Origin of the sequence: Bacillus sp. 3255, from assembly GCF_031456485.1 — a bacterium.
GTDB lineage: Bacteria > Bacillota > Bacilli > Paenibacillales > NBRC-103111 > Paenibacillus_E.
Genome location: NZ_JAVDUS010000004.1, coordinates 170,034 through 188,988, shown reverse-complemented (window position 1 = coordinate 188,988; position 18,955 = coordinate 170,034). Strand labels below are relative to the sequence as shown.

The following is an 18,955-nucleotide window of genomic DNA, read 5'->3' as shown; positions in this document are numbered from 1 at the left end:
TTCGTATGTAAATACTATATTATACCCAAATACTTGAGTGTCATACGGTTGAAAAGAGATGTTTTGTGCAAAGCAAAAAGGCCGCCCAACCGGCCATTCAAGCCAATCGGGCAAGCCCCGTCTTCCATTTTCCATTTAGTTGAAATGCATATACGCCAGCATGCGCTGCAGCATCACAGCCGCCTCAGCACGCGTCGCGTTGTTCTGAGGCGCAAATGTGCTCGCCGTCATGCCTTCGACGATGCCTGCTTGCAGCGCCTCGGAAATCGCAGCTTTGGCGTAGCCGCTGATGGAGCCGCTGTCCTCGAAGCGCGCCAGCGCCGCATCCACCGCAACCGCACCACCTTCCGCCGCTTGCTCGGCCAAGCCTGCCGCCCGCAGAGCGCGCACAATCATCACCGCCATCTCCTCGCGCGTAATGCTTGCATCGGGTTTAAAGGCATGTGCCTCATCGCCTTCGACAATCCCCGCAGCCGAGGCGGCACCTACGGCACCCGCATACCAGGCCGTGCCGGATACATCGGCGAAGCTGCCGTTAACTTTGGCCGCCAGCCCGATCGCTCTCGTAACCAAAGCGGCAAACTCCGCTCTCGTAATCGCAGCATCCGGTATAAACCGGTCATCTCCAGCACCATGGACAAGGAACTTGGAAGCGAGCTGCTCCACTTGCTTGCGAGCCCAATGTCCGCTGAGATCGGAGAACGCCTTATCCGCTTGGACAACCGTGTAGATACTGTTGCCTGTGCGGAATAGTGTTACGAGCGTTTGACCGTCCGCATAATCATACTTGGCCGGTACGAAATTCATGTCACCGGTCGCAGAATCGAACCATACCGCAGCCGTAGTATCCGCAGCCACATGTCCGGGAAGCGTGAGGATACGAGGCGCATAGGTGCTGCCGAAGTCGCGGACTTCGATTTGCCTGCCGCCGGCTTCAGCCGTCACCTCAAATCCGATGCCCCGGTGAAGCAGCTTGGCTCCGTTAGCGTCAGCAGCCGCTTGAAGTTTACTTTGATCAGCGCTACTCAGCTTGTCAATATGAATGCCGATCTGCATGTCATCCGATTGGGCATTCAACTTCAACGCGGGCTCCTGAATGTTTACTGCGTCAACTGGCAGCTGGTAGACGGCTCCATCGAACTCCACACGCCAAACAGCTTGCGGCACTTGGGCTGCCAAGGAGGCGAAGCTGGCGGCAGGAAACAGAACGGTTCCCCGGTCCGCCTGACCCGTCACTTGGAGCACAAAATGGACTTCACCATTTTTCGCTTCAGATTCAGATTTCAATGCGTCTATTGCTTTCTGCAAATCGGCATCGGTGACAACAACTTTGGCAACTGTCGTTCCGCTGACCGATGTTTCATACTTAGGTGCTCCGGCAGGAACCATCACTTTCACAGGCTGATCCGGCGATTCCTGAACGACAGGAGGCGTTGGGGCAGCCGGCGGAACACTAGGCGTCGCCGTTCCCGGATACGATCCTGAGTGACTGTCGTTCCCTGAAGAGGACGAGCTTGCTGCAAGAACCCGAACATCGCTTGCCGTCGTCAAAGCTTCCGCCGTATGCTGGCTTCCGTTCGTCAATTGCGCCGACGCAATGCGAATTCGGGTCGTCGCAGCTTGAGATACGGGCTTCGCCAGCCAGTGAATTCGGAAAACATCACCATTGGACGTAATAGCATCTTGCGCAGCGCCGGCAGAAGCCTTTATACGCAATTGACCTGGAAGCTGCATGACGGTTTCATGATCAAGGATGAAACCCGGTTTCAAGCTCTCCACCGATACGAACGACAGAACCGCCGGATCATAGGTGACGCTCATCTCCGCCCCATACACAGCGGCATAGACACTGGCGGTCACATTGCCGAGCCCGATCAGCGACTGAAAAGTTTGACCGCTATAGACGGACTCCGCAACACTTAACGTTGTGAAAGGAGCGTCTATATGCGTCGTGTGCACCCAGCATTCGATGATGCTGTTCCAAGCGTTAAGCTCGTTGCCATGACCGATATATTTCACATACTTGGCTCTGACAGGCTCGAATCCGAAGGTTTCCGTTTGATTCGGCTCCTGCTTCGTACTGGTCGCTCCCGTAATGACTCGCTGATAATGGATGCCATCCGTGGAAACTTCAAGATCGAAATAGTTGGAGCGCAAATTGCCGCTGTAGAAAAGAAGGCTGACTTTATCGATCCACTGCTCCCGATCCAGCTCCAATTGCAAATACTGTTCGCTGCCTTCCGCCGACCATCTCGAATCCGGGTCCCTGTCAATCGTATTGACCGGCAGGTTGCCGTCATCCTCGCTTGCCGTCACATTGATGACTTGGGCGAAGCTGCCCTCCGGTTCCGGCATTGGCACTTTCACTTCAAAGTTCTCCGAGGCGCTGACCTTCACGCCGTTCCAAACGATTTCGGCCGTTATCCGCAGCACTCCGGCCTGCTTCGCCTTGAACCAATTGCCTTCCGTCGTGCCGACTTGTTCGTTGTTGACACGATAAACAACCGGGATATTCGCTTGTTCGGCGTTCAATACTTCGCCATTGTCGAGCGTCAGATAAGCTTTCAATTTCCCGCTTCTGCCTTCGCTGATGGCATTGCCTGCCGCTCGCCAGCCCGGCTCGGATTTATCCGGCGCAAGTGTTACCTGCTTGGGCATAATCGGCGATGCCGCTACCTGGAACTGTACCCGGTATTCTTGTACAGACCCGTTCTTGGATACTTGCACGATCCCTGTTCCATTGGCGGCAGCAGGCTGCGTGATTGTTACGACAGCATCCGCTGACAGAGCCTTCGCGGCAATCGTCGGCACCTTGGTAGTTCCATATGGCAAGGTGTACGCATATTTCGTTGTCAAAAACTGCATGCCGCCGATCGGTACTCCGTTTACAAGCAAGGATTGCAAGGCAAGCTCCTTGCCGCTGCTTCTGCGTTCGAACTGGTCCGCATACAAGCTCTGCGGCACTAATCTTGCACCTTCGCCTACCCCTTCCGCCATATCGAACGGCTTCGTATTCGTATCCGGGATGGAGCCGACGATATTGACATTCACACCGGTTACTGCACCCTTGGTCCCGATGATATAGCCGTTGCCGAACTGCTCGGACTCAATGATGATGCCGTTCTTGCTGCTATGTGCGGCTTGGCCGGTCGTGTTCCAGAAGACGCTCTCCGTCGTGACGACCCCATGCCTGTTCGTGGCCGACGAGCCGTAGTCTCGCGTGATCGCGGAAATGCCGTCGCCATTAAGCGTCATGTTGTCAATGAGATTCGCCATGCTGAGGTACATGTGGAAATCGGTCATCAGAGAGGAGTTCTCCGAATACACATTGTGCAGCACATTGCCGTTGCTTGAGAAGTTGGCATAGGTAAAGCTGTGACGCGCTGCGATCGCTTTGCTGTTCGTAATCAAGTTGTCATTGCCGATGAATTGGTACAAGTACCCGTTGCCATTCGCGCCCCGGTATTGCGGATACTGCATCGTGACGTTGTCAACGGTGACATTTTTCGTCCGATCCAAAATAATTCCTTTGGACAAAATGTGGTACGTCGAATTGCCGGCTGGCTTGTACGTGTTCACATTGCGAACCCAACTGTTGGCCACAGCAATCATATTGATGACTTTTGCATTATCGGTTTCATAGCCCGCAGTTCCGACAACCTTGTAGTCGTCTTCTCCCAGACCGCTGTTATGATTCTGCACATTGGCAATGGAGAAATCCTCAATGCCCACCTCAGAGATCGGAGGCTCAGTCTTCGTGATGGTGATATTGTCCCTTTGCTTGAGTGCATAGCGGGTCGGAATATCCAACGTTAGGGTCCGGTTCAGCGTATCAACGCCGACAATTTGCCGGTAAAACAGCGGCTCGACCTTACCTAAACGTGACGCCCATTTGTTTTGCATGCCCAGCTCGTTCAAGAAATCCAGCGTCGTATCGAACGCAATCAGCACATAGTCGCCTACTGCAAAACCGCTTGCATCCGCAACCGGAAGGAGCACGGTCGGTTCTGCCACCGATTTGCTCAATTTTGTTGCAACGCTCGTTTTTTTCCAGTCGCCGTCCCCGACACGGATAATATCCTTCTGCTTCATGTTCTCGGCGGCGTTATAGACGAACGTCCGGTTCATCCCCGCACCCTTCAGCACGACGCCGCTCCCTGCAATGTTTAACGAGAAATCTTTGCCTTCTTGCGGATTGACCTGGTACGTGCCTTCCGGCAGATACACAATACCGCCGCCCGCTGCCGCCGCACTGTTAATAGCGGCTTGAATCGCAGCCGTTGCATCAGCAGCACCTGTAGAATCGGCCAAGTACGGCGCTTTGGTGACGTCAATACCTGCTGCTGCATCCGTATCCGGCAAGGAGGCTTCGCCTAAACGGTAACCGGCATAGGAGAAATCGTGCAGAAACCGCCCCTTGCCGTCTTTGAACCCCGGATACCAGTCTGCGGGGTAGAGCCGGCTTCTTCCGTCGGCGCCCAGCGTCATATCTTCCGGCACATCAGCCGGATCCGCAACGATCAGCCTTGGCGGCATTTGCCCCGAGGCGGTCGTATCTTTGCCGCGATGATAAAAAATGCCGCTGCTCGTTTTGGCAGCCATCATGAGCGTAATCGTTTTTTCGCCTTTTTGCTTTTGCCGCTTGACATACTCGGTAATGTCGGCGTCTTGATAATCGTTGGCTGATTTATAGAGCACTTCAGCGATTGGTGCTGCGCCCATGGCAGGCTTGTTATTCCAAGTGATGCCGGTCTCCTTCCAGTTTACCGCCTCATCGGCTCCATAGATTTGAATATAGTTCGTTGCCGGTGCTGAAGTAGCCTTTGACGTATCACGGCCCCAAACCGAGAACAGCGTAGTGCCGATATGATCGGCGTCAGGCAGATTTGAGATGTCGAACTTGTAATAGCCGTATGATTTGTTGAATTCCACGGTCATCCCATCGGCAATGCTCGCCGTATTGTTCGTGCCGTGATAGTTTTTGTTCGCATCCTTGTTGTTGGTCGTTGCCGGATTGTAGACCAGCGCATCATGAAGCGGAGGCATATTTTTGCCATAGGCAAACTTCACTGGCGGCGTATACGGGCGAGGCGCATGAAGACCGGTGGATTGCTCGTTCACAATCAAGACCGGAATTCGTCCTGCACCGGCGCTATCCGTTGTCTCGTGACCTCTCAGCTCAATGACGCCAGTCGTTTCCGCCTTCATTACGAGCCCGATGATGGACTTGCCGGCTTTCTGATTATCCATAATATAATCGGTCAGGTTAAATTGAATGCCGCTAGAAGCGTTCGGGATTTGAATGGTGTCGATCGAGTCCGTCAAATTCAAGAACTTGCTTCTCCATGTCATCGTCGTCTCCGACCAATCGCTCGCCGCTTGCAGCGGATGAAGGCCATAAACGCTGAGCTCCATCTGCTCGGAGGAGGAGGCTTGAAACGCCAGCTCCACCTCCATCCCTGGCGTTAAGACGGGTATTCCCGAAATATCGTACTTCATGTACGTGTATGCCGAAGTTCCGTCATCTTGCAGACCTACCCGCATGATATCCGCAGCTCCGCCATCATCGGCATGTTGGTGGTAATTGACGGTATCGGCCGCAATGATTTTGCTATTCAAATAGTAGCCGTTGGAATAGACCGTTACATCTTGTTGAGGTTTGATTGGCGTTCCTGTCGTGCCTGCAGCGCTGATATCTGCCGGCAGGCCGAGCAAAGAACTTGCCGTTAAGGTAATCGCCATCATGAAGCTTACTGCTTGTTTCATCATGCTTGCTTTTCCTCCGTTTCGTATACCTGCTGTTGTGAACGTTTTCAATATAACAGCCCTTGCCCACCTCCTCTTTGACTTAAGTCCACTTTTGGAAATATACACCAGCACTCACGATCCATTATCGGACACAACCGGCAGGCTTGCCTATGAACAAAAGCTACAATTGCATTGACATTATGAAAAATAACTGGATTCTCACGTCTGTAAAAAGCGTAAACGCATTGATGATTTCGGCAAGAATCGTTATAACCAAAGACTGCCGTTGACGGGGAGATACCTGAAATTATATGGTAGAACACAGATACATCCATGTAAGAGGAGGAAGCACGTTGACTGAGCAACCTATGGAAGCCGCTTCCAATACACAGCGAAATCACCTGCAGGCAGACTGCGAGCGCTGCTTCGGCTTGTGCTGTGTCGCCCTGCCGTTCGCCGCTTCCGTCGATTTCGCCGTCGATAAATCGGCCGGACATCCTTGCCCGAATCTGGAGGCTGACTACCGCTGCGGCGTTCATCGCGAATTAAGAAACATCGGCTACCGGGGTTGTACGGTGTATGATTGCTTCGGCGCTGGACAGCATGTCGCGCAGGTGACTTACGGAGGACGGGATTGGCGGCAAGTCCCGGATTCTGCGAAGGAAATGTTCGACGTATTCCCGGTTATGCGGCAGCTTCACGAGCTGCTGTGGTATTTGACCGAAGCGCTGGAGCTGGAGCTCACCCAGCCGATTCACGAAGCGCTTCGCGCCGTGTTGCGTGAGACCGAGAGCCTCACACTGCTGAAGCCCGAAGCGCTTATCCAGCTCGATATGCCCGCACACCGGGCCAAAGTGAACGAGCTGCTGCTTCAAGCCAGCGAGCTTGTGCGGGCAAGCGCTCCCCGTCCTATGAAGAGCGGGAAAGGCCGGTCTAAGGCTATCGGCAGAGGCGCGGATCTGATCGGGGCCAATCTCAAAGGCGCTGACCTGCGGGGGTCTCTGCTCAGGGGCGCATATCTGATCGCCGCCGATCTCAGCGGAGCCGACCTGCGTGCGGCTGATCTCATTGGCGCTGATCTGCGGGATGCCAACCTGAGCGGAGCTGACTTGACGAGCGCCCTGTTCGTTACGCAGTTCCAGATCAATGCCGCCAAGGGCGATGCGCTGACGAAGCTGCCGCCACGTCTGAGCCGGCCGACGCATTGGCGCGCTTAATAAGGAAAACCACCGCAGAGACGGTGGTTTTCTTGTTTTCATGCAAAAAAAAAAACAGCCCAAAACGATACGTTTTGAACTGTTCGCTATTCATTATTTCCGCTCTATAAGTGCCCAATCCGATTCGGTATAATTGCCCATGTACCAGAAAGAAACGCCTTTAAGACCATAAAATTGAGCAAGCCATATTTTCTTCTCGATGCTGGCTGTATCTTCATAATAAATATCATGACTTCCCCGTTCATCCTGGAAGCCGATCTCCCGGAGGAAATAAGGCACATTCATCCACTGGCTAATTCCCGGTGACGCAAGCCGCTGCTCGACGGATGCAATATCGGGCAGATACGTTTGGGTGACGCCGCCGGCAGTCAGCCACTGGTTCGCTTGCTTGGATATACCGAGCACCAGCTTATCTTTCGGAACGGCGAGCAGCGTTCGCTTCACGGCATCGCCGACAAGCGGCAGCGGCGCAGACGGCAGCTTGCTGTCGTCATGCGTAAAATCATAAGCCATGAGAATGACGGTGTCCGCCAGCGCGCCGATACCCTGCAAATCATAGCCTTTGTAATAATAGTCCGGCGGCACGGCCACGGTTAGTTTAGCAGCTGGGACCGCCTTCTTCAATGCTTGAAGTAAACGGACATAATCCGGAGCGCTGGATGAATCCTTCAACCCTTCCAAGTCCATCGTAACGCCGGTAAAGCCGTACCTGGCATCCTTCATAACCGCTTCCAAAGAACTCAGGAAAGCTTCCTGGGCGGGGGTATCCTTCAAAAACTCTTGCAGATCGGATTTGCCGTAGTAAACCATTAAGTCCTTATCTACGCCCGACGCATTCGCCGTTTGAACGGCTTCCTCCCAACCGGAAGGGAGCTTGTACTCCGTCTCCGTCATACTAAGCTGTGCCTTGCCAGGCGCCGTGTAGGCCAAATTGGACCAGCCGAACGTCACCTTGTCGAGCAGCGGCATCCGGTCAAGAGCCGGGTACGAACGAATCGCATAGAATCCGGTTTTCTCTATTTCACGGTTCGCTGTTTGTTGCTCAATCAACCGGTACACGATGGCCGCCGCTTCCTTGCGCGTTAGCGACTGCTGCGGATGGAATCCCGTCTCGTCGCCTTCCATCACGCCTTGATTGACGGCATAGTAAGCATACCCTCGGAGCGTTTCGGTGAAAGCCGGACCGTCGATAAATTGCCGCTTGCCTTGTTCATCCTGCCATCCTTGCGCCATCCACCGGTCACGAGCTTCTTGAGGCAGCCGGTCCAGCAGCGACTTCCCGACGATTGTGGCAACTTCTTCGCGCGTGATCACCTTCTCCGGATTGAACAAGCCATGCTCATTGACCAGGAAATCGATCCATTTCCGTTCAAATGCAGCGGTAACGAAGGGATACGACCATCTTCCCTTCTCCACATCCGGGATGGGCGCCGTCCCGACGCCCGATGAATCGACGCCGACTTGCTCGGCGGTCACCAACAATTTAATGAACGCCTCACGAGTCAGCTGTCCGTCCGGTTTATACGTTAAATCCGAGTATCCATCGATAATCCCGATCGCCGAGAGAGAATACACCTCATTGCGAAACCAGTCTTGGTCCGTCACATCGGTGAACGGCTTGAGCTGCACATCGTATGCATAAGCGGTGCCTGAGGAAGCCAACACAAGCAGCGCCGCGGTTTGAACTGCCTTTTTAAATACTGACAACTGAAATCTCTCCTCTCTGTCTCATTAATGAGACGCACGGGGAAAGAAATAGTTGCTTCCCTTACGAGATCCAATTGTTCTCATGCAGATGATCGAATATGATTTGAACCACGCGCGAAACACGGTCCCGGTCTTTATACGACAGCCATTCCAGCTCTTCGATCTCCGAAGCCGCATTCGGCTTGCCGTCCAGCTCGGCGGCGTAGCAAGTCATTTTCACGACAATGCCTTCGGCCTTCCCGTCCGCCTGCGCTTCGAAATTGCCGACATGAACGGCTGTCTCCGGTTTCACCCGTACGGCCAGCTCCTCCTCGATTTCTCTGACCAGCGTCTCGACGTCCGTTTCCCCAGGCTCCCGCTTGCCCCCCGGTAAATAATACAGCTCTTTGCCCTTGGAACGCGTTCCGAGGATTTGTCCGTTCTCAATGTAAATCAGTGCGATTTTATCAATGAATGTTGTCATGACGGTTTGTTCTCCTTCTTTTTTCGCAAAGCTTGAAACTCTGCTTACTGACAAACGTAATAAAACAATACCAAACTAAACCCTTATTCACAAATTTGCACAGAAAAGGAGTTGGTATTCATGAGAAAATCGTTATTGTTCGTTGTGCTGCTTTCCTCCGTATTAGTGGGTGGCTGCTCATTCCTGGAAAGTGCCAACAGCACACTGGATTATGTCAATCAAGCTACTTCGCATATAAACAAACTGAGTACTTTCGCAGAACAAGCTCCCCAGATGATCAAGGATGCGGCAGCGAATCCCGAAACCAAAGCCGAGTTAGAGAAACAGTTGCTAGCCTTGAAGGCCGACATCGAACAATTTAATCTACGAAGCGTTCCGGCCATCGCCAAGGATATTCACCAACAACTCGTGGACAAAAACAAAGTGCTGTTGGATGAAATCAACAAAGTGGTAGAGAACGGGCACTTGGCGCTCGATAAGCTGCAAAATTCACAAATCATCACGACGATTAACGATATAACCGGACTGATTAACCGCATCAGCAGCTTAACCGGATAATCGTACCGGAACGACGCAGAGGGTGTCCCTGTAGCCATGGCAATGGCCGGGGGCACCCTCTCTTGGTCTCAGTTACTTGGGATAATACGAGAATCCGGGATATTTGACGACTGGCCATTTTTCTTTGCGCAGCGCCTCAATCAGCTCCGCTCCCACATGCAAATTCCCTTTCAGCAGCTCATGCGGCGTTAGCGCCATCCATTGATTCAAGGAGACGTCCTCGAAGCGGTCGCTTTTGAATATCTCCAGAAACCACAGCGTCTGCGTCCCCGTATTCTGGATGTAATGCCCCGTTGCAAATGGCACGTAGCCGACATCGCCGGCCCTGTAATCGAACGTCCGGGCATTGCCATTGCCGGTAAACACCGTCATCCGTCCCTGGCCGCTGAGATAATACTGCCACTCGTCGTTGTTGGGATGCCAGTGCAGCTCTCTCATGGCGCCAGGCTCAATCTCGACCAGCGCGGCTGCGATCTGCGTAGATATCGGGAAATTCGTGGAATCCACAATGCGCACGCTGCCCCCCGGCGTTTTGATCGGCGTCTGTGCTAACAGCTGATGCTTGAAGCTAAGCGGGATCGTGCCGTACGGAGACGGTACCTTGTCGGTCTCGATCGGACCGGGCACGGTGTCCTGATAAATGTAAACTTGTTGTTTAGGAATTTGGTCAAAGGCGCTCATCGGCACGCCGAAATTGGCGGACAGCACATCTTTGGGCGTATGTGCGAACCAATCCGAGATGGACAGTGTGTTCAAATCCGAGAAATGACCGTCATCGAAAACGAGCAAAAATTCACAATGCTCCAACCCTTGAATCGAATGCGGGAGACCCGGCGGAAAATACCAGAGATCGCCTGGTCCGACATCGGCAATGAAATTGCGGCCGTTCTGGTCGATGGCTGTAATTCGCGCACGGCCTAGCAGCATGTAGGACCATTCCGCCTGCTGATGCCAATGCAGCTCGCGCACCCCGCCGGCTGTCAGACTCATATTGACGCCGGCCATCGTCGTGGCGATCGGCAGCTCCCGAACCGTAATTTCTCTGGACCATCCGCCCTGATTCAACGTCATGGACGTATCTGAGAATGAGAACTTCAAATTCGGCATTAAGCCGTTGTCCGTGATCGGCGGCACCAGCATGTCGGGGTTCTCCATGTCCCTCATGATGTCCCTGGGTCCCGTATCCATTCCCCCTGCGCCGTCATAACGTATGGGCTGAGGCACATTTCGTTTTCCCGTATCCATAAGTTAGGCCCCCCTCCTATCGGGTTGTCAGCGATAAATGATCCTAAATGGTATGATGGATGGGAACCTTTTATGAATAGTCCGGTCTTATCTATTGGGGTGAACTATATTGACCGATGAAATGGATTACTTGAAATATTTGGACCAAGGCTATGACCGGGATCAAATCCTCTGTGAGTTAATGGAAAATTTCGGGGAAGATGTGTGGAATTTCGCGTACTTCCTGACACGCCGGCGAGAGGCGGCTGATGATTTGTCTCAAGAAGTGTTCCTAGCAGCCTATAACGGGATCTACGCCTTCCGCGGCGATTGCTCGGTCAAGAGCTGGCTGCTGACCATTACCAGGAATAAAGCCATGCATGTTCTGCAGAGCGCTTTTATCCGTAAAGTTACGTTGACAGACCGGTTGTTTGCCAGAAACAATGCCCCGCCGGCTGAGCAAGTGATCTTCACGCGGTTGGAAAATCGGCACTTGTGGCATATGGTCCTGCAGCTTCCCAGGAAATATCGGGAAGTCCTCATCCTGGATTACCACTATGGACTGAAGCAGAAAGAAATTGCCAAGCTGCTGCGGGTTTCGGAGGGAACCGTTAAATCTAGATCACACCGTGCCAAGAAGACGTTAAACAAATGGCTGTCGCAGGAATATAAGGAGGCGGATGAACGTGAAAGAAGATAAGCCCTTATGGGCGGAGCAACTGGCCGATTCCCCTTTTACAGGGTCGCATTTTACCCGGACGCTTGCCAATCAAATTCGAAGTCGAACGCGCGAAGTACGCCGTCGGCGGTTCAAGCGAATAGCCCTTGCGTCCCTCATTCCCGCCGTAATGCTCCTCCTATTCGTCGTTATTGAGGTGAGGAAGGATGCGTCCTTTTCTTTCATCGCGCCGCTTATCGGTACATCTAACGTCGCTGTGGATGGCAATCGCGCGTACACCCCAGACGGGCGACTGCTCTTCTCCGTTGCCGCTGAACCCGGCGCGCAGGCAGGTGTGACGAACGGGTATATTTTCCACTTTGAGGCTCCGTTCCAAACGTTCTACGGCAAAACGCTGACAGTCGAAGCCATTCACATGCGAACGGGCATCAGAGAAACGGTCTCCTCCGAAAACATTCAACAGCCGAGCAGCGGATACCCTGGACTTGAACGCTATGCAATCCGATTCGCCTTGCCCCTCGAGGGGCAGTGGGAGCTGCAGGTGAAACTGGATGACACCCTATACGGTAGTGTGAAGTTGGCGCTGCATCGTTCGGCATGGGACGTCGCCCCCTTATTCCAAGCCAACCAATATTGGCTGCGCGGCGTAGAGAACCGAATCGGATTTATTGATGCAGGATTCGAAGCCGGGAAAGTGCAGAAGTATATGTGGCATTTCTGGGGAACCGACGAACAGTTAAACGGGCCTTTTGAAGTGAAAGCGGTCAAGGAAGGCTCCGACACATTGATCACCGTATTCGCATCGGACCCGCTTAGCTCAGCCAATGCTCTGGGCGGCGAATTGAATGGCGCCGACCGCCATCTGCCGACGTCCATGATGCTGCCGGAGGCCGGGCGCTGGCGATTGCTTCCTTATGTGCGAGGCATGTTGTTGGATCCGATCGTCGTACAGGTCAATTAAAAAAAACGGTGCCTGGACGGAATCATTCCTTCCAAGCGCCGTTCTTTCAACTTATTTCACACCCATACGCATCCGGTAGCCAAACAATACGTCCCGCTCTTCGCCGCCGAACGCTTCCGCGACCGCTTCACGGAACGCCGTTATTTCGGCTTGCAGGTCGTCCGCTCCCCGCTTCAAGGCGGTTTGCAGACCTCCTTGGCTAAGCGCGATATTCGCGTAGCGCTCTGCGGTGCAAACTTCCCAGTTATGGAAAACAATTTCACGGCTGTAACGGAATAAGCCGGAGCCGCTAATTTGCTGCAGATGCTCTTCCTTGCTCCATTTGCGGGCTTGCTCTTCTTGCGGAGACAGCTCGGCCGCCCGAGCGTCGCTTAAAGCGTTCAGCTTGCGGAACGCTTCTTCGACTTGCCAATTGAGCGCCGGCGGCCAATCGCAATCATAGGCGGCGAATACGCCGCCGGGACGAAGGACGCGCGCGAATTCCCGAAGCGTGCTCTGAGGTTCCATCCAATGGAACGATTGAGAGCACGTGATGATGTCGGCGGATGCATCCGGCAGCTCGAGCTCATGCGAAAGTCCCTTCACAAAACGCAGCTGTTCCGGTTTATGAACCGCTTCCCATTTGCTTATGGCTACAGTGCGCATATCGTCGCTTGGCTCTACGCCGATAATACGCTGTGCCGCGTTCAACCAAATAAACGAGGACAGTCCTGTGCCGCAGCCCACATCGACGACGGTATGCGGCTGGCTGGATAGATAGGCAGTCAAGAGCTTAACCACCTCAGCGGGAGCTGTAGGCCGGTTCTGATCGTACAAAGCGCCGAACCCGGCAAACCGCTGAACATTATTCGTGCGAACATTCTCTAGCATGGCTTCTAATTCTCCTTACTGCGATTGTTTTCCTCATTATACAACATTCTACCTAGCCGGAGGCAGGAATATGGGCACGGAGCGAACTCGCTTACAGCGGAAAAAGAGCTGCATGGGCAGCCCTCTATCTGTGTTTTTAGCTCCTAAGTGCTCCTAAGCAATTCGTCTACTTTGATCTGCATGCTGCGCACCGTCGTCTTCTTATATTGCATGCCGAGTCTCAACACCTTGAGCTGCTCTCTGCGGGACAGCTTGCGGAATCGCGGCTCCCGCTTCAGAAAGGCGCGAATGATCGACCAGCTGCTAACCGTTACCCGGTCCGACTTGATCGGCGGAATTTCATAAGGCAGCGTCCGTCTGCGGAAACGGTTCACGAAGTTACCGACCTTTTCACTAAGCTTGCTTTCATCCACCAGACAAACGGCGGATTGTTTTTTGGTATGCTTTTTGAGGAAATTGAAATGCTGCTGTCCGTCCAAAATGACGTAGCCCTTCGCTTTTTTGCTTTTCTGCACGACCAATAAATGCATGAGATCCTGCGCTACTTTTTTCAATTCCTTTTTTCGACCAGAGGCTTTGGATATGGTACTTTCCGGCTTAATTTTACTCAGAGGTATATATTGCACCGTGTATCTCACCTGTACCCCTCCTCATCGCACAGCTGCTTAATGTAATCTATTCCATGATGTAACAGTGTATGTGCAATCGTGCCACGAAGCAGCTTGTTTAAGGCGAATTTCGTCGGCAAAGCTTATTTTTCAACCCATTCCACCCACGGCCGGGCGAGTCGCCTCCAGTTCTCCGGCAGCGTATCCGAATGATTAACATATAAGGCCTTCAGAAAGGAGGAAATGCCGGTTACCTTGTTCTCCATCAACACTTCTTTGATCTCGGAAGGCTTGGCGGGTACCAACGGGTTCGTCACGGTACCGAATTGTTGGAACGGCAGGAACATCGCCAAGCTTTTACGGTAACTGCACCGATGCGGAAAGCGCGGCGAGCTGCCCGAATCGTATTTGGAGAGCTTTACGGAGGAATGATTCGCTATGAACATGGACCTGGCGTCCAATTCCAGCACGGCGAAAGCTTCTTCCGGCTCCCTCCTGCTATATGTGTCTATCATCATCTGGCAATCCTTACGCGTCGGCCAGAAAAACACATGCCGGTCCAGATGCGCCCGGAACTGCTCCAGCGTCGTCCCTGCCTCCATCATGCTCTCGGCGATCCGCAAGTGCGCGTTAATCGTAATCCGATACCCCTGATGTCGAATACTCTCCGGCTGAACCCGACGTTCTCCCGCCTGTCCGGGATCCAGCCAATGACTGGAACCGAGCGTATTCTCCGCCGCAATGGCAAGTAAATTGGAGGCTCTCGTAAAATGAAATAAGCTTTTCCGGCTCCCCGCACGGGTTATCATATCGGCAATGGCTAGAACCGCTTCATTGTCCATCCTTCATTCCCCTTATCCTTCCAAGCTTAGAATAGGTTCCCACCGGCCGGGGAGTTCCATACGGACAAAGCAAAAGGCCATCCCAGAGGCCAATGCAGACCTCGGGACAGCCCTTCTATCGTATTATGCGTGGAATTCTTGACCGGATCGAACTTCATTCACATAGCCGGCGCGGATGACGAAATCGCCGAAATGTTCGCCTTCCCAACGCTCTTTGGCATATTGGGTGATAATCGGTTGAAGCGACTGCAGAATCTCCGCTTCGCCGATATTTTCTTTGTACAGCTTGTTCAGACGGTTACCGGCATGGCCGCCGCCCAAGTACATGTTGTACTTGCCAGGCGCCTTACCGATGAACGCCAGCTCCGCCAGCATCGGACGTGCACAGCCGTTCGGGCAGCCTGTCATCCGGATGGTAATTTCTTTCTCGCTAATCCCGGCTTCCGCCAGCATCGGCTCGATTTTGTCCATCAGCTCAGGCAGATAACGCTCGGCTTCCGCCATCGCCATTCCGCACGTCGGCAGCGCAACGCAAGCCATGGAGCTTCTGCGCAGAGCCGTGTAGTGCATACCGTCCGTCAGACCGTATTCCTTGATCATTTCTTCGATCTTTTTCTTCTTCTGAGCGCTGATGTTCCCGATCACCAAGTTCTGATTCGCCGTCAGACGGAAGTCGCCGCCGTGAATTTTGGCGATTTCGCGAAGACCCGTCAGCAGTTGATTGTTTTCTTCGTCTTTGATACGGCCGTTTTGGATGAACAGGGTGAAGTGCCATTTGCCGTTGCTGCCCTTAACCCAACCATAGCGGTCGCCGTTATCGTCAAACTGGTACGGACGCGCTGCCTGCAGCTTCCAGCCGAGGCGGCTGGTCAGCTCGTCAACGAACCACTCGATACCGCGGTCGTCGATCGTATATTTGAAGCGCGCATGCTTCCGTACGGAACGGTCGCCATAGTCACGCTGAATCGTCACGGTTTTCTCAGCCAAATCAACGACTTGATCCGGCGTGACGAAGCCGATGACTTGCGCAACCTGCGGATATGTTAACGGATCGCCATGCGTCATCCCCATACCGCCGCCTACCGTTACGTTAAAGCCCTGCAGCTTGCCGTTCTCCACAATGGCGATGAAGCCCAAATCTTGCGAGAAAACGTCGATATCGTTGGATGGCGGAACGGCAATCCCGATTTTGAACTTACGCGGCAAATACACTTTGCCGTAAATCGGCTCTTGCTCTTCGTCCTCACTGTGGACGATTTTCTCGCCGTCGAGCCAAATTTCGTGGTATGCGCGCGTCTGCGGATCCAAATGATTGCTGATGCGGCAAGCCCATTCGTACACTTCGCCGTGCACGTCCGACAAATGCGGATTCGGATTGCACATCACGTTACGGTTCACGTCACCGCAAGCTGCGAGCGTGCTGAGCATCGCGGCGTTGACTTCTTGAATCGTTTTTTTCATGTTCCATTTGAGCACACCGTGAAGCTGGAACGATTGGCGCGTTGTCAAACGGATGGTTCCGTTGGCGTATTTCTGTGCGATGCGGTCCATCATGAGCCATTGGTCCGGCGTCACGACACCGCCGGCAGCACGTACGCGCAGCATGAATTGATAGGCCGGCTCCAGCTTTTGCTTCTGGCGCTCGGTACGCAAGTCTCTGTCATCCTGCATATAGCTGCCGTGAAACTTCATCAGGCGGTTATCGTCTTCCGGAATCGATCCGGTGATCGTATCCAGCAGCGTCTCTTCGAGGCTCCCGCGCAAGTAATTGGTTCTCTGCTTGATATGTTCAACTTCGCTATGCGGTGCGCTATTCTTCGACAATAAATTGTTTTCTGACATCTTGGCCTCTCTCCTCTGGCAATCTACGGGCTAAATCTTAATAGACATCCCGTTGATAGCGTTTCTGCTGTTGCATACGGGACAAGTATTCAGCCGCTTCTTCGGAGCTGAAACCGCCCTCTTGTTCAATAATCGTTGCTAACGTTTGGTGAACGTCATGAGCCATGCGCTTCTCGTCCCCGCAGACGTACACGCTGGCGCCTTCTTGCAGCCATTGGTAAAGATCTTTGCTTTTCTCGAGCATCCGGTGCTGGACATAGACTTTCTGGTCGGTATCCCGGGAGAATGCAACATCCATGCGTGTCAACACGCCGTCTTTCAACCAACGCTGCCATTCGATTTGATACAGGAAGTCAGTTGAGAAATGCTGATCGCCGTAGAACAGCCATGTTTTGCCTTCGGCACCTGTCTCTTCGCGCTCTCCGAGGAATGCACGGAATGGAGCGACGCCTGTACCCGGTCCGATCATAATGATAGGCGTATCCGGATTTTCCGGCATTTTGAAATTCGGATTGTTCTGAATGTATACCGGCAGCTTGTCGCCTGCGGCCACTCTTTCCGCCAATTGAACGGAGCATACGCCGTAACGTTCACGTCCGCGCGCTTCGTAACGAACCGTACGAACCGTCACGTGCACTTCTTCCGGGTACGCCTTCGAGCTGCTGGCAATGGAGTACAACCGAGCAGGCATTTTGCGCAGCACGGCGGTCAAGTCCGATGCGGCAATCCCTTTCAGCGAGAAATCCTCGACCAGATCCAGCAGATCTCTGCCACCGATATAGGCCTTGAGCTCTTGCTCGCTGCCTGGTGCAACAAGCGCCTGCAATTCGGCGTTTGATGTCAATTTCGCCACTTGTTCAAGGAGCGGCTTAGTCAATACCGTAATTTCATAATTGTTTATAAGTGCATCACGTACGGAACGTTTGTCACCGTTCTTGTTAATCGTCACTTGCTCGTCGGCATTCCAGCCCAACGCTTCGATCAGTTCGTCAACGAGACGGGGATGATTTTCCGGATAAATCCCGAGGCAATCGCCCGGCTCATATTGCAGGTTGGAACCTTCCAAGGAAATTTCCACGTGCCGTGTTTCGCGGTCGGAACCGCGTCCGTTCAAATTCAAGTTCTCCAGCACTTCCGCTTGGAACGGATTCGTTCTCGAGAATTCCGAATCGCCGCCGCTTACAGCGCTAACTGCAGCACCGCTTACAGCCGCTGCCGGCGAAGCGGCGTTCAGTGCGTTAAGCACACTGCTCATCCATTCTGCGGCAGGCTCGTCGAAGTCGACATCGCAATCGACGCGCGGTGCGATTTGCGCTGCGCCCAGCTCACCCAAGCGTTTGTCGAAATCTTTGCCGGTTTGGCAGAAAAACTCATAAGAGGTGTCGCCCAGCGCAAGAACGGAGTAACGCATGCCGTCCAACTGAGGCGCTCTTTTGCTATGAAGGAATTCATGGAACGAAATCGCATTATCCGGCGGAACGCCTTCCCCGTGGGTACTGACAATGACGAGCAGGTTCTGTACCTTCTTCAGCCCATTCGGCTTGAAATCTGACATGGAGGACAGCGTAATCTGGAAGCCTTGCTCTTCGAGCTTCTTGGCAAACTTCTTCGCTACTCCTTGCGCTTTACCGGATTGCGATCCGAAGAGAACGGTAATCTCTTTGGATCCGGCAGGCGCTGCAGGCGCCGCACTTAATGCAGGCACTGCACCGGCAACTGCGGCACCGGCCGCTCCGGCGTTCAACGCTGTAAAATAACCGCTTAACCAGATTCGTTGACCATCGTTAAGCGTAGGCAGTAGACGATTCAGCAATTCTACTTGCTCCTGATTAAAAGGACTGTTCGTTACTTGGAGTTCCAACAAAATCCACCTCTCGTATGCTGCAGTAATAAGAATTCCCCAATTATTTTGTCGCATAATTTTTCACTCTCTTGAAGCTAACACAGCTTAGAGTACAGGTCAATTATAATGAATTTATAAGTTCTATCAGATTAACTGATATGGCGAGGAAATGATTCGATAAAACCCGACATAAACCCAATTTATACAACTGGTTTTATCGGTTTTGAAGGTGCGGCAAGGCCTCATCTTCGCGGTCCCGCACATAGCTGACGGATACCGCTGCTCTTACCACATGAAAAACGGCCAATTTAACAAGCTAACGGACACCCGTGCCGTTAATTGCCAGTGCCGCCTGATTTCCCCTTCGAAATCGGCAAAAAATAAGCGCTCTGA

At 53.1% G+C, this 18,955-nt stretch carries 13 protein-coding genes; 4 read left to right on the top strand and 9 right to left on the bottom strand.

Features of this window, described 5'->3' with window-relative positions; translation table 11 throughout:
• Window positions 1-135: 135 nt before the first annotated feature.
• The gene (locus J2X61_RS07765) at window positions 136-5,769 is read right to left on the bottom strand and encodes an S-layer homology domain-containing protein (RefSeq protein ID WP_310187046.1); all 5,634 of its coding nucleotides are present in this window, start codon (window positions 5,767-5,769) and stop codon (window positions 136-138) included.
• A 347-nt stretch (window positions 5,770-6,116) separates the two neighbouring features.
• Between J2X61_RS07765 and J2X61_RS07760 the strand changes: the two genes are divergently transcribed.
• Complete coding sequence (locus J2X61_RS07760; RefSeq protein WP_310187399.1) at window positions 6,117-6,965, top strand: pentapeptide repeat-containing protein; 849 nt, start codon at window positions 6,117-6,119, stop codon at window positions 6,963-6,965.
• A gap of 93 nt (window positions 6,966-7,058) precedes the next feature.
• On the opposite strand, the gene J2X61_RS07755 is transcribed toward J2X61_RS07760, so the two are convergent.
• Together J2X61_RS07755 and J2X61_RS07750 are read right to left on the bottom strand one after the other, a co-directional pair.
• Window positions 7,059-8,672 (bottom strand): glycosyl hydrolase family 18 protein, encoded by a 1,614-nt coding sequence (locus J2X61_RS07755; protein ID WP_310187044.1) that lies wholly within the window; start codon window positions 8,670-8,672, stop codon window positions 7,059-7,061.
• A 61-nt stretch (window positions 8,673-8,733) separates the two neighbouring features.
• The gene (locus J2X61_RS07750; RefSeq protein ID WP_274468695.1) at window positions 8,734-9,135 is read right to left on the bottom strand and encodes an NUDIX hydrolase; all 402 of its coding nucleotides are present in this window, start codon (window positions 9,133-9,135) and stop codon (window positions 8,734-8,736) included.
• 120 nt (window positions 9,136-9,255) lie between these two features.
• Here J2X61_RS07750 and J2X61_RS07745 point away from each other — a divergent pair, with 120 nt between their 5' ends.
• Window positions 9,256-9,693: a DUF6376 family protein gene (locus tag J2X61_RS07745; protein WP_274468694.1), complete on the top strand. Its 438-nt coding sequence runs from the start codon at window positions 9,256-9,258 to the stop codon at window positions 9,691-9,693.
• 72 nt (window positions 9,694-9,765) lie between these two features.
• Here J2X61_RS07745 and J2X61_RS07740 read toward each other — a convergent pair whose 3' ends face one another.
• Complete coding sequence (locus J2X61_RS07740) at window positions 9,766-10,938, bottom strand: oxalate decarboxylase family bicupin (protein ID WP_274468693.1); 1,173 nt, start codon at window positions 10,936-10,938, stop codon at window positions 9,766-9,768.
• 109 nt (window positions 10,939-11,047) lie between these two features.
• Between J2X61_RS07740 and J2X61_RS07735 the strand changes: the two genes are divergently transcribed.
• Together J2X61_RS07735 and J2X61_RS07730 are read left to right on the top strand one after the other, a co-directional pair.
• Window positions 11,048-11,617 carry an RNA polymerase sigma factor gene (locus J2X61_RS07735; protein ID WP_310187040.1) on the top strand — a complete coding sequence of 190 codons (570 nt, stop codon included), beginning with the start codon at window positions 11,048-11,050 and terminating at the stop codon, window positions 11,615-11,617.
• Window positions 11,604-12,557, top strand: a complete 954-nt coding sequence (locus J2X61_RS07730) for a DUF4871 domain-containing protein (protein ID WP_310187039.1) — start codon at window positions 11,604-11,606, stop codon at window positions 12,555-12,557. Before J2X61_RS07735 ends, J2X61_RS07730 begins: the two co-directional genes overlap by 14 nt.
• Before the next feature lie 51 nt (window positions 12,558-12,608).
• Here the strand turns inward: J2X61_RS07730 and J2X61_RS07725 are convergent, their stop codons facing one another.
• From J2X61_RS07725 to J2X61_RS07705, 5 genes are all read right to left on the bottom strand, one after another.
• The gene (locus J2X61_RS07725; protein ID WP_274468690.1) at window positions 12,609-13,427 is read right to left on the bottom strand and encodes a class I SAM-dependent methyltransferase; all 819 of its coding nucleotides are present in this window, start codon (window positions 13,425-13,427) and stop codon (window positions 12,609-12,611) included.
• Window positions 13,428-13,570: 143 nt separating this feature from the next.
• On the bottom strand, window positions 13,571-13,981 hold the full coding sequence (locus tag J2X61_RS07720) for a hypothetical protein (protein ID WP_310187036.1): 411 nt from the start codon (window positions 13,979-13,981) through the stop codon (window positions 13,571-13,573).
• Between the two features lie 197 nt (window positions 13,982-14,178).
• The gene (locus J2X61_RS07715) at window positions 14,179-14,877 is read right to left on the bottom strand and encodes a DUF7002 family protein (RefSeq protein ID WP_310187034.1); all 699 of its coding nucleotides are present in this window, start codon (window positions 14,875-14,877) and stop codon (window positions 14,179-14,181) included.
• Window positions 14,878-15,000: 123 nt separating this feature from the next.
• Window positions 15,001-16,719, bottom strand: coding sequence for an assimilatory sulfite reductase (NADPH) hemoprotein subunit (gene cysI / locus J2X61_RS07710; RefSeq protein WP_274468687.1), 1,719 nt, complete (start codon window positions 16,717-16,719; stop codon window positions 15,001-15,003).
• A 37-nt stretch (window positions 16,720-16,756) separates the two neighbouring features.
• Window positions 16,757-18,580 carry an assimilatory sulfite reductase (NADPH) flavoprotein subunit gene (locus J2X61_RS07705; RefSeq protein ID WP_274468686.1) on the bottom strand — a complete coding sequence of 608 codons (1,824 nt, stop codon included), beginning with the start codon at window positions 18,578-18,580 and terminating at the stop codon, window positions 16,757-16,759.
• Window positions 18,581-18,955: the final 375 nt, after the last annotated feature.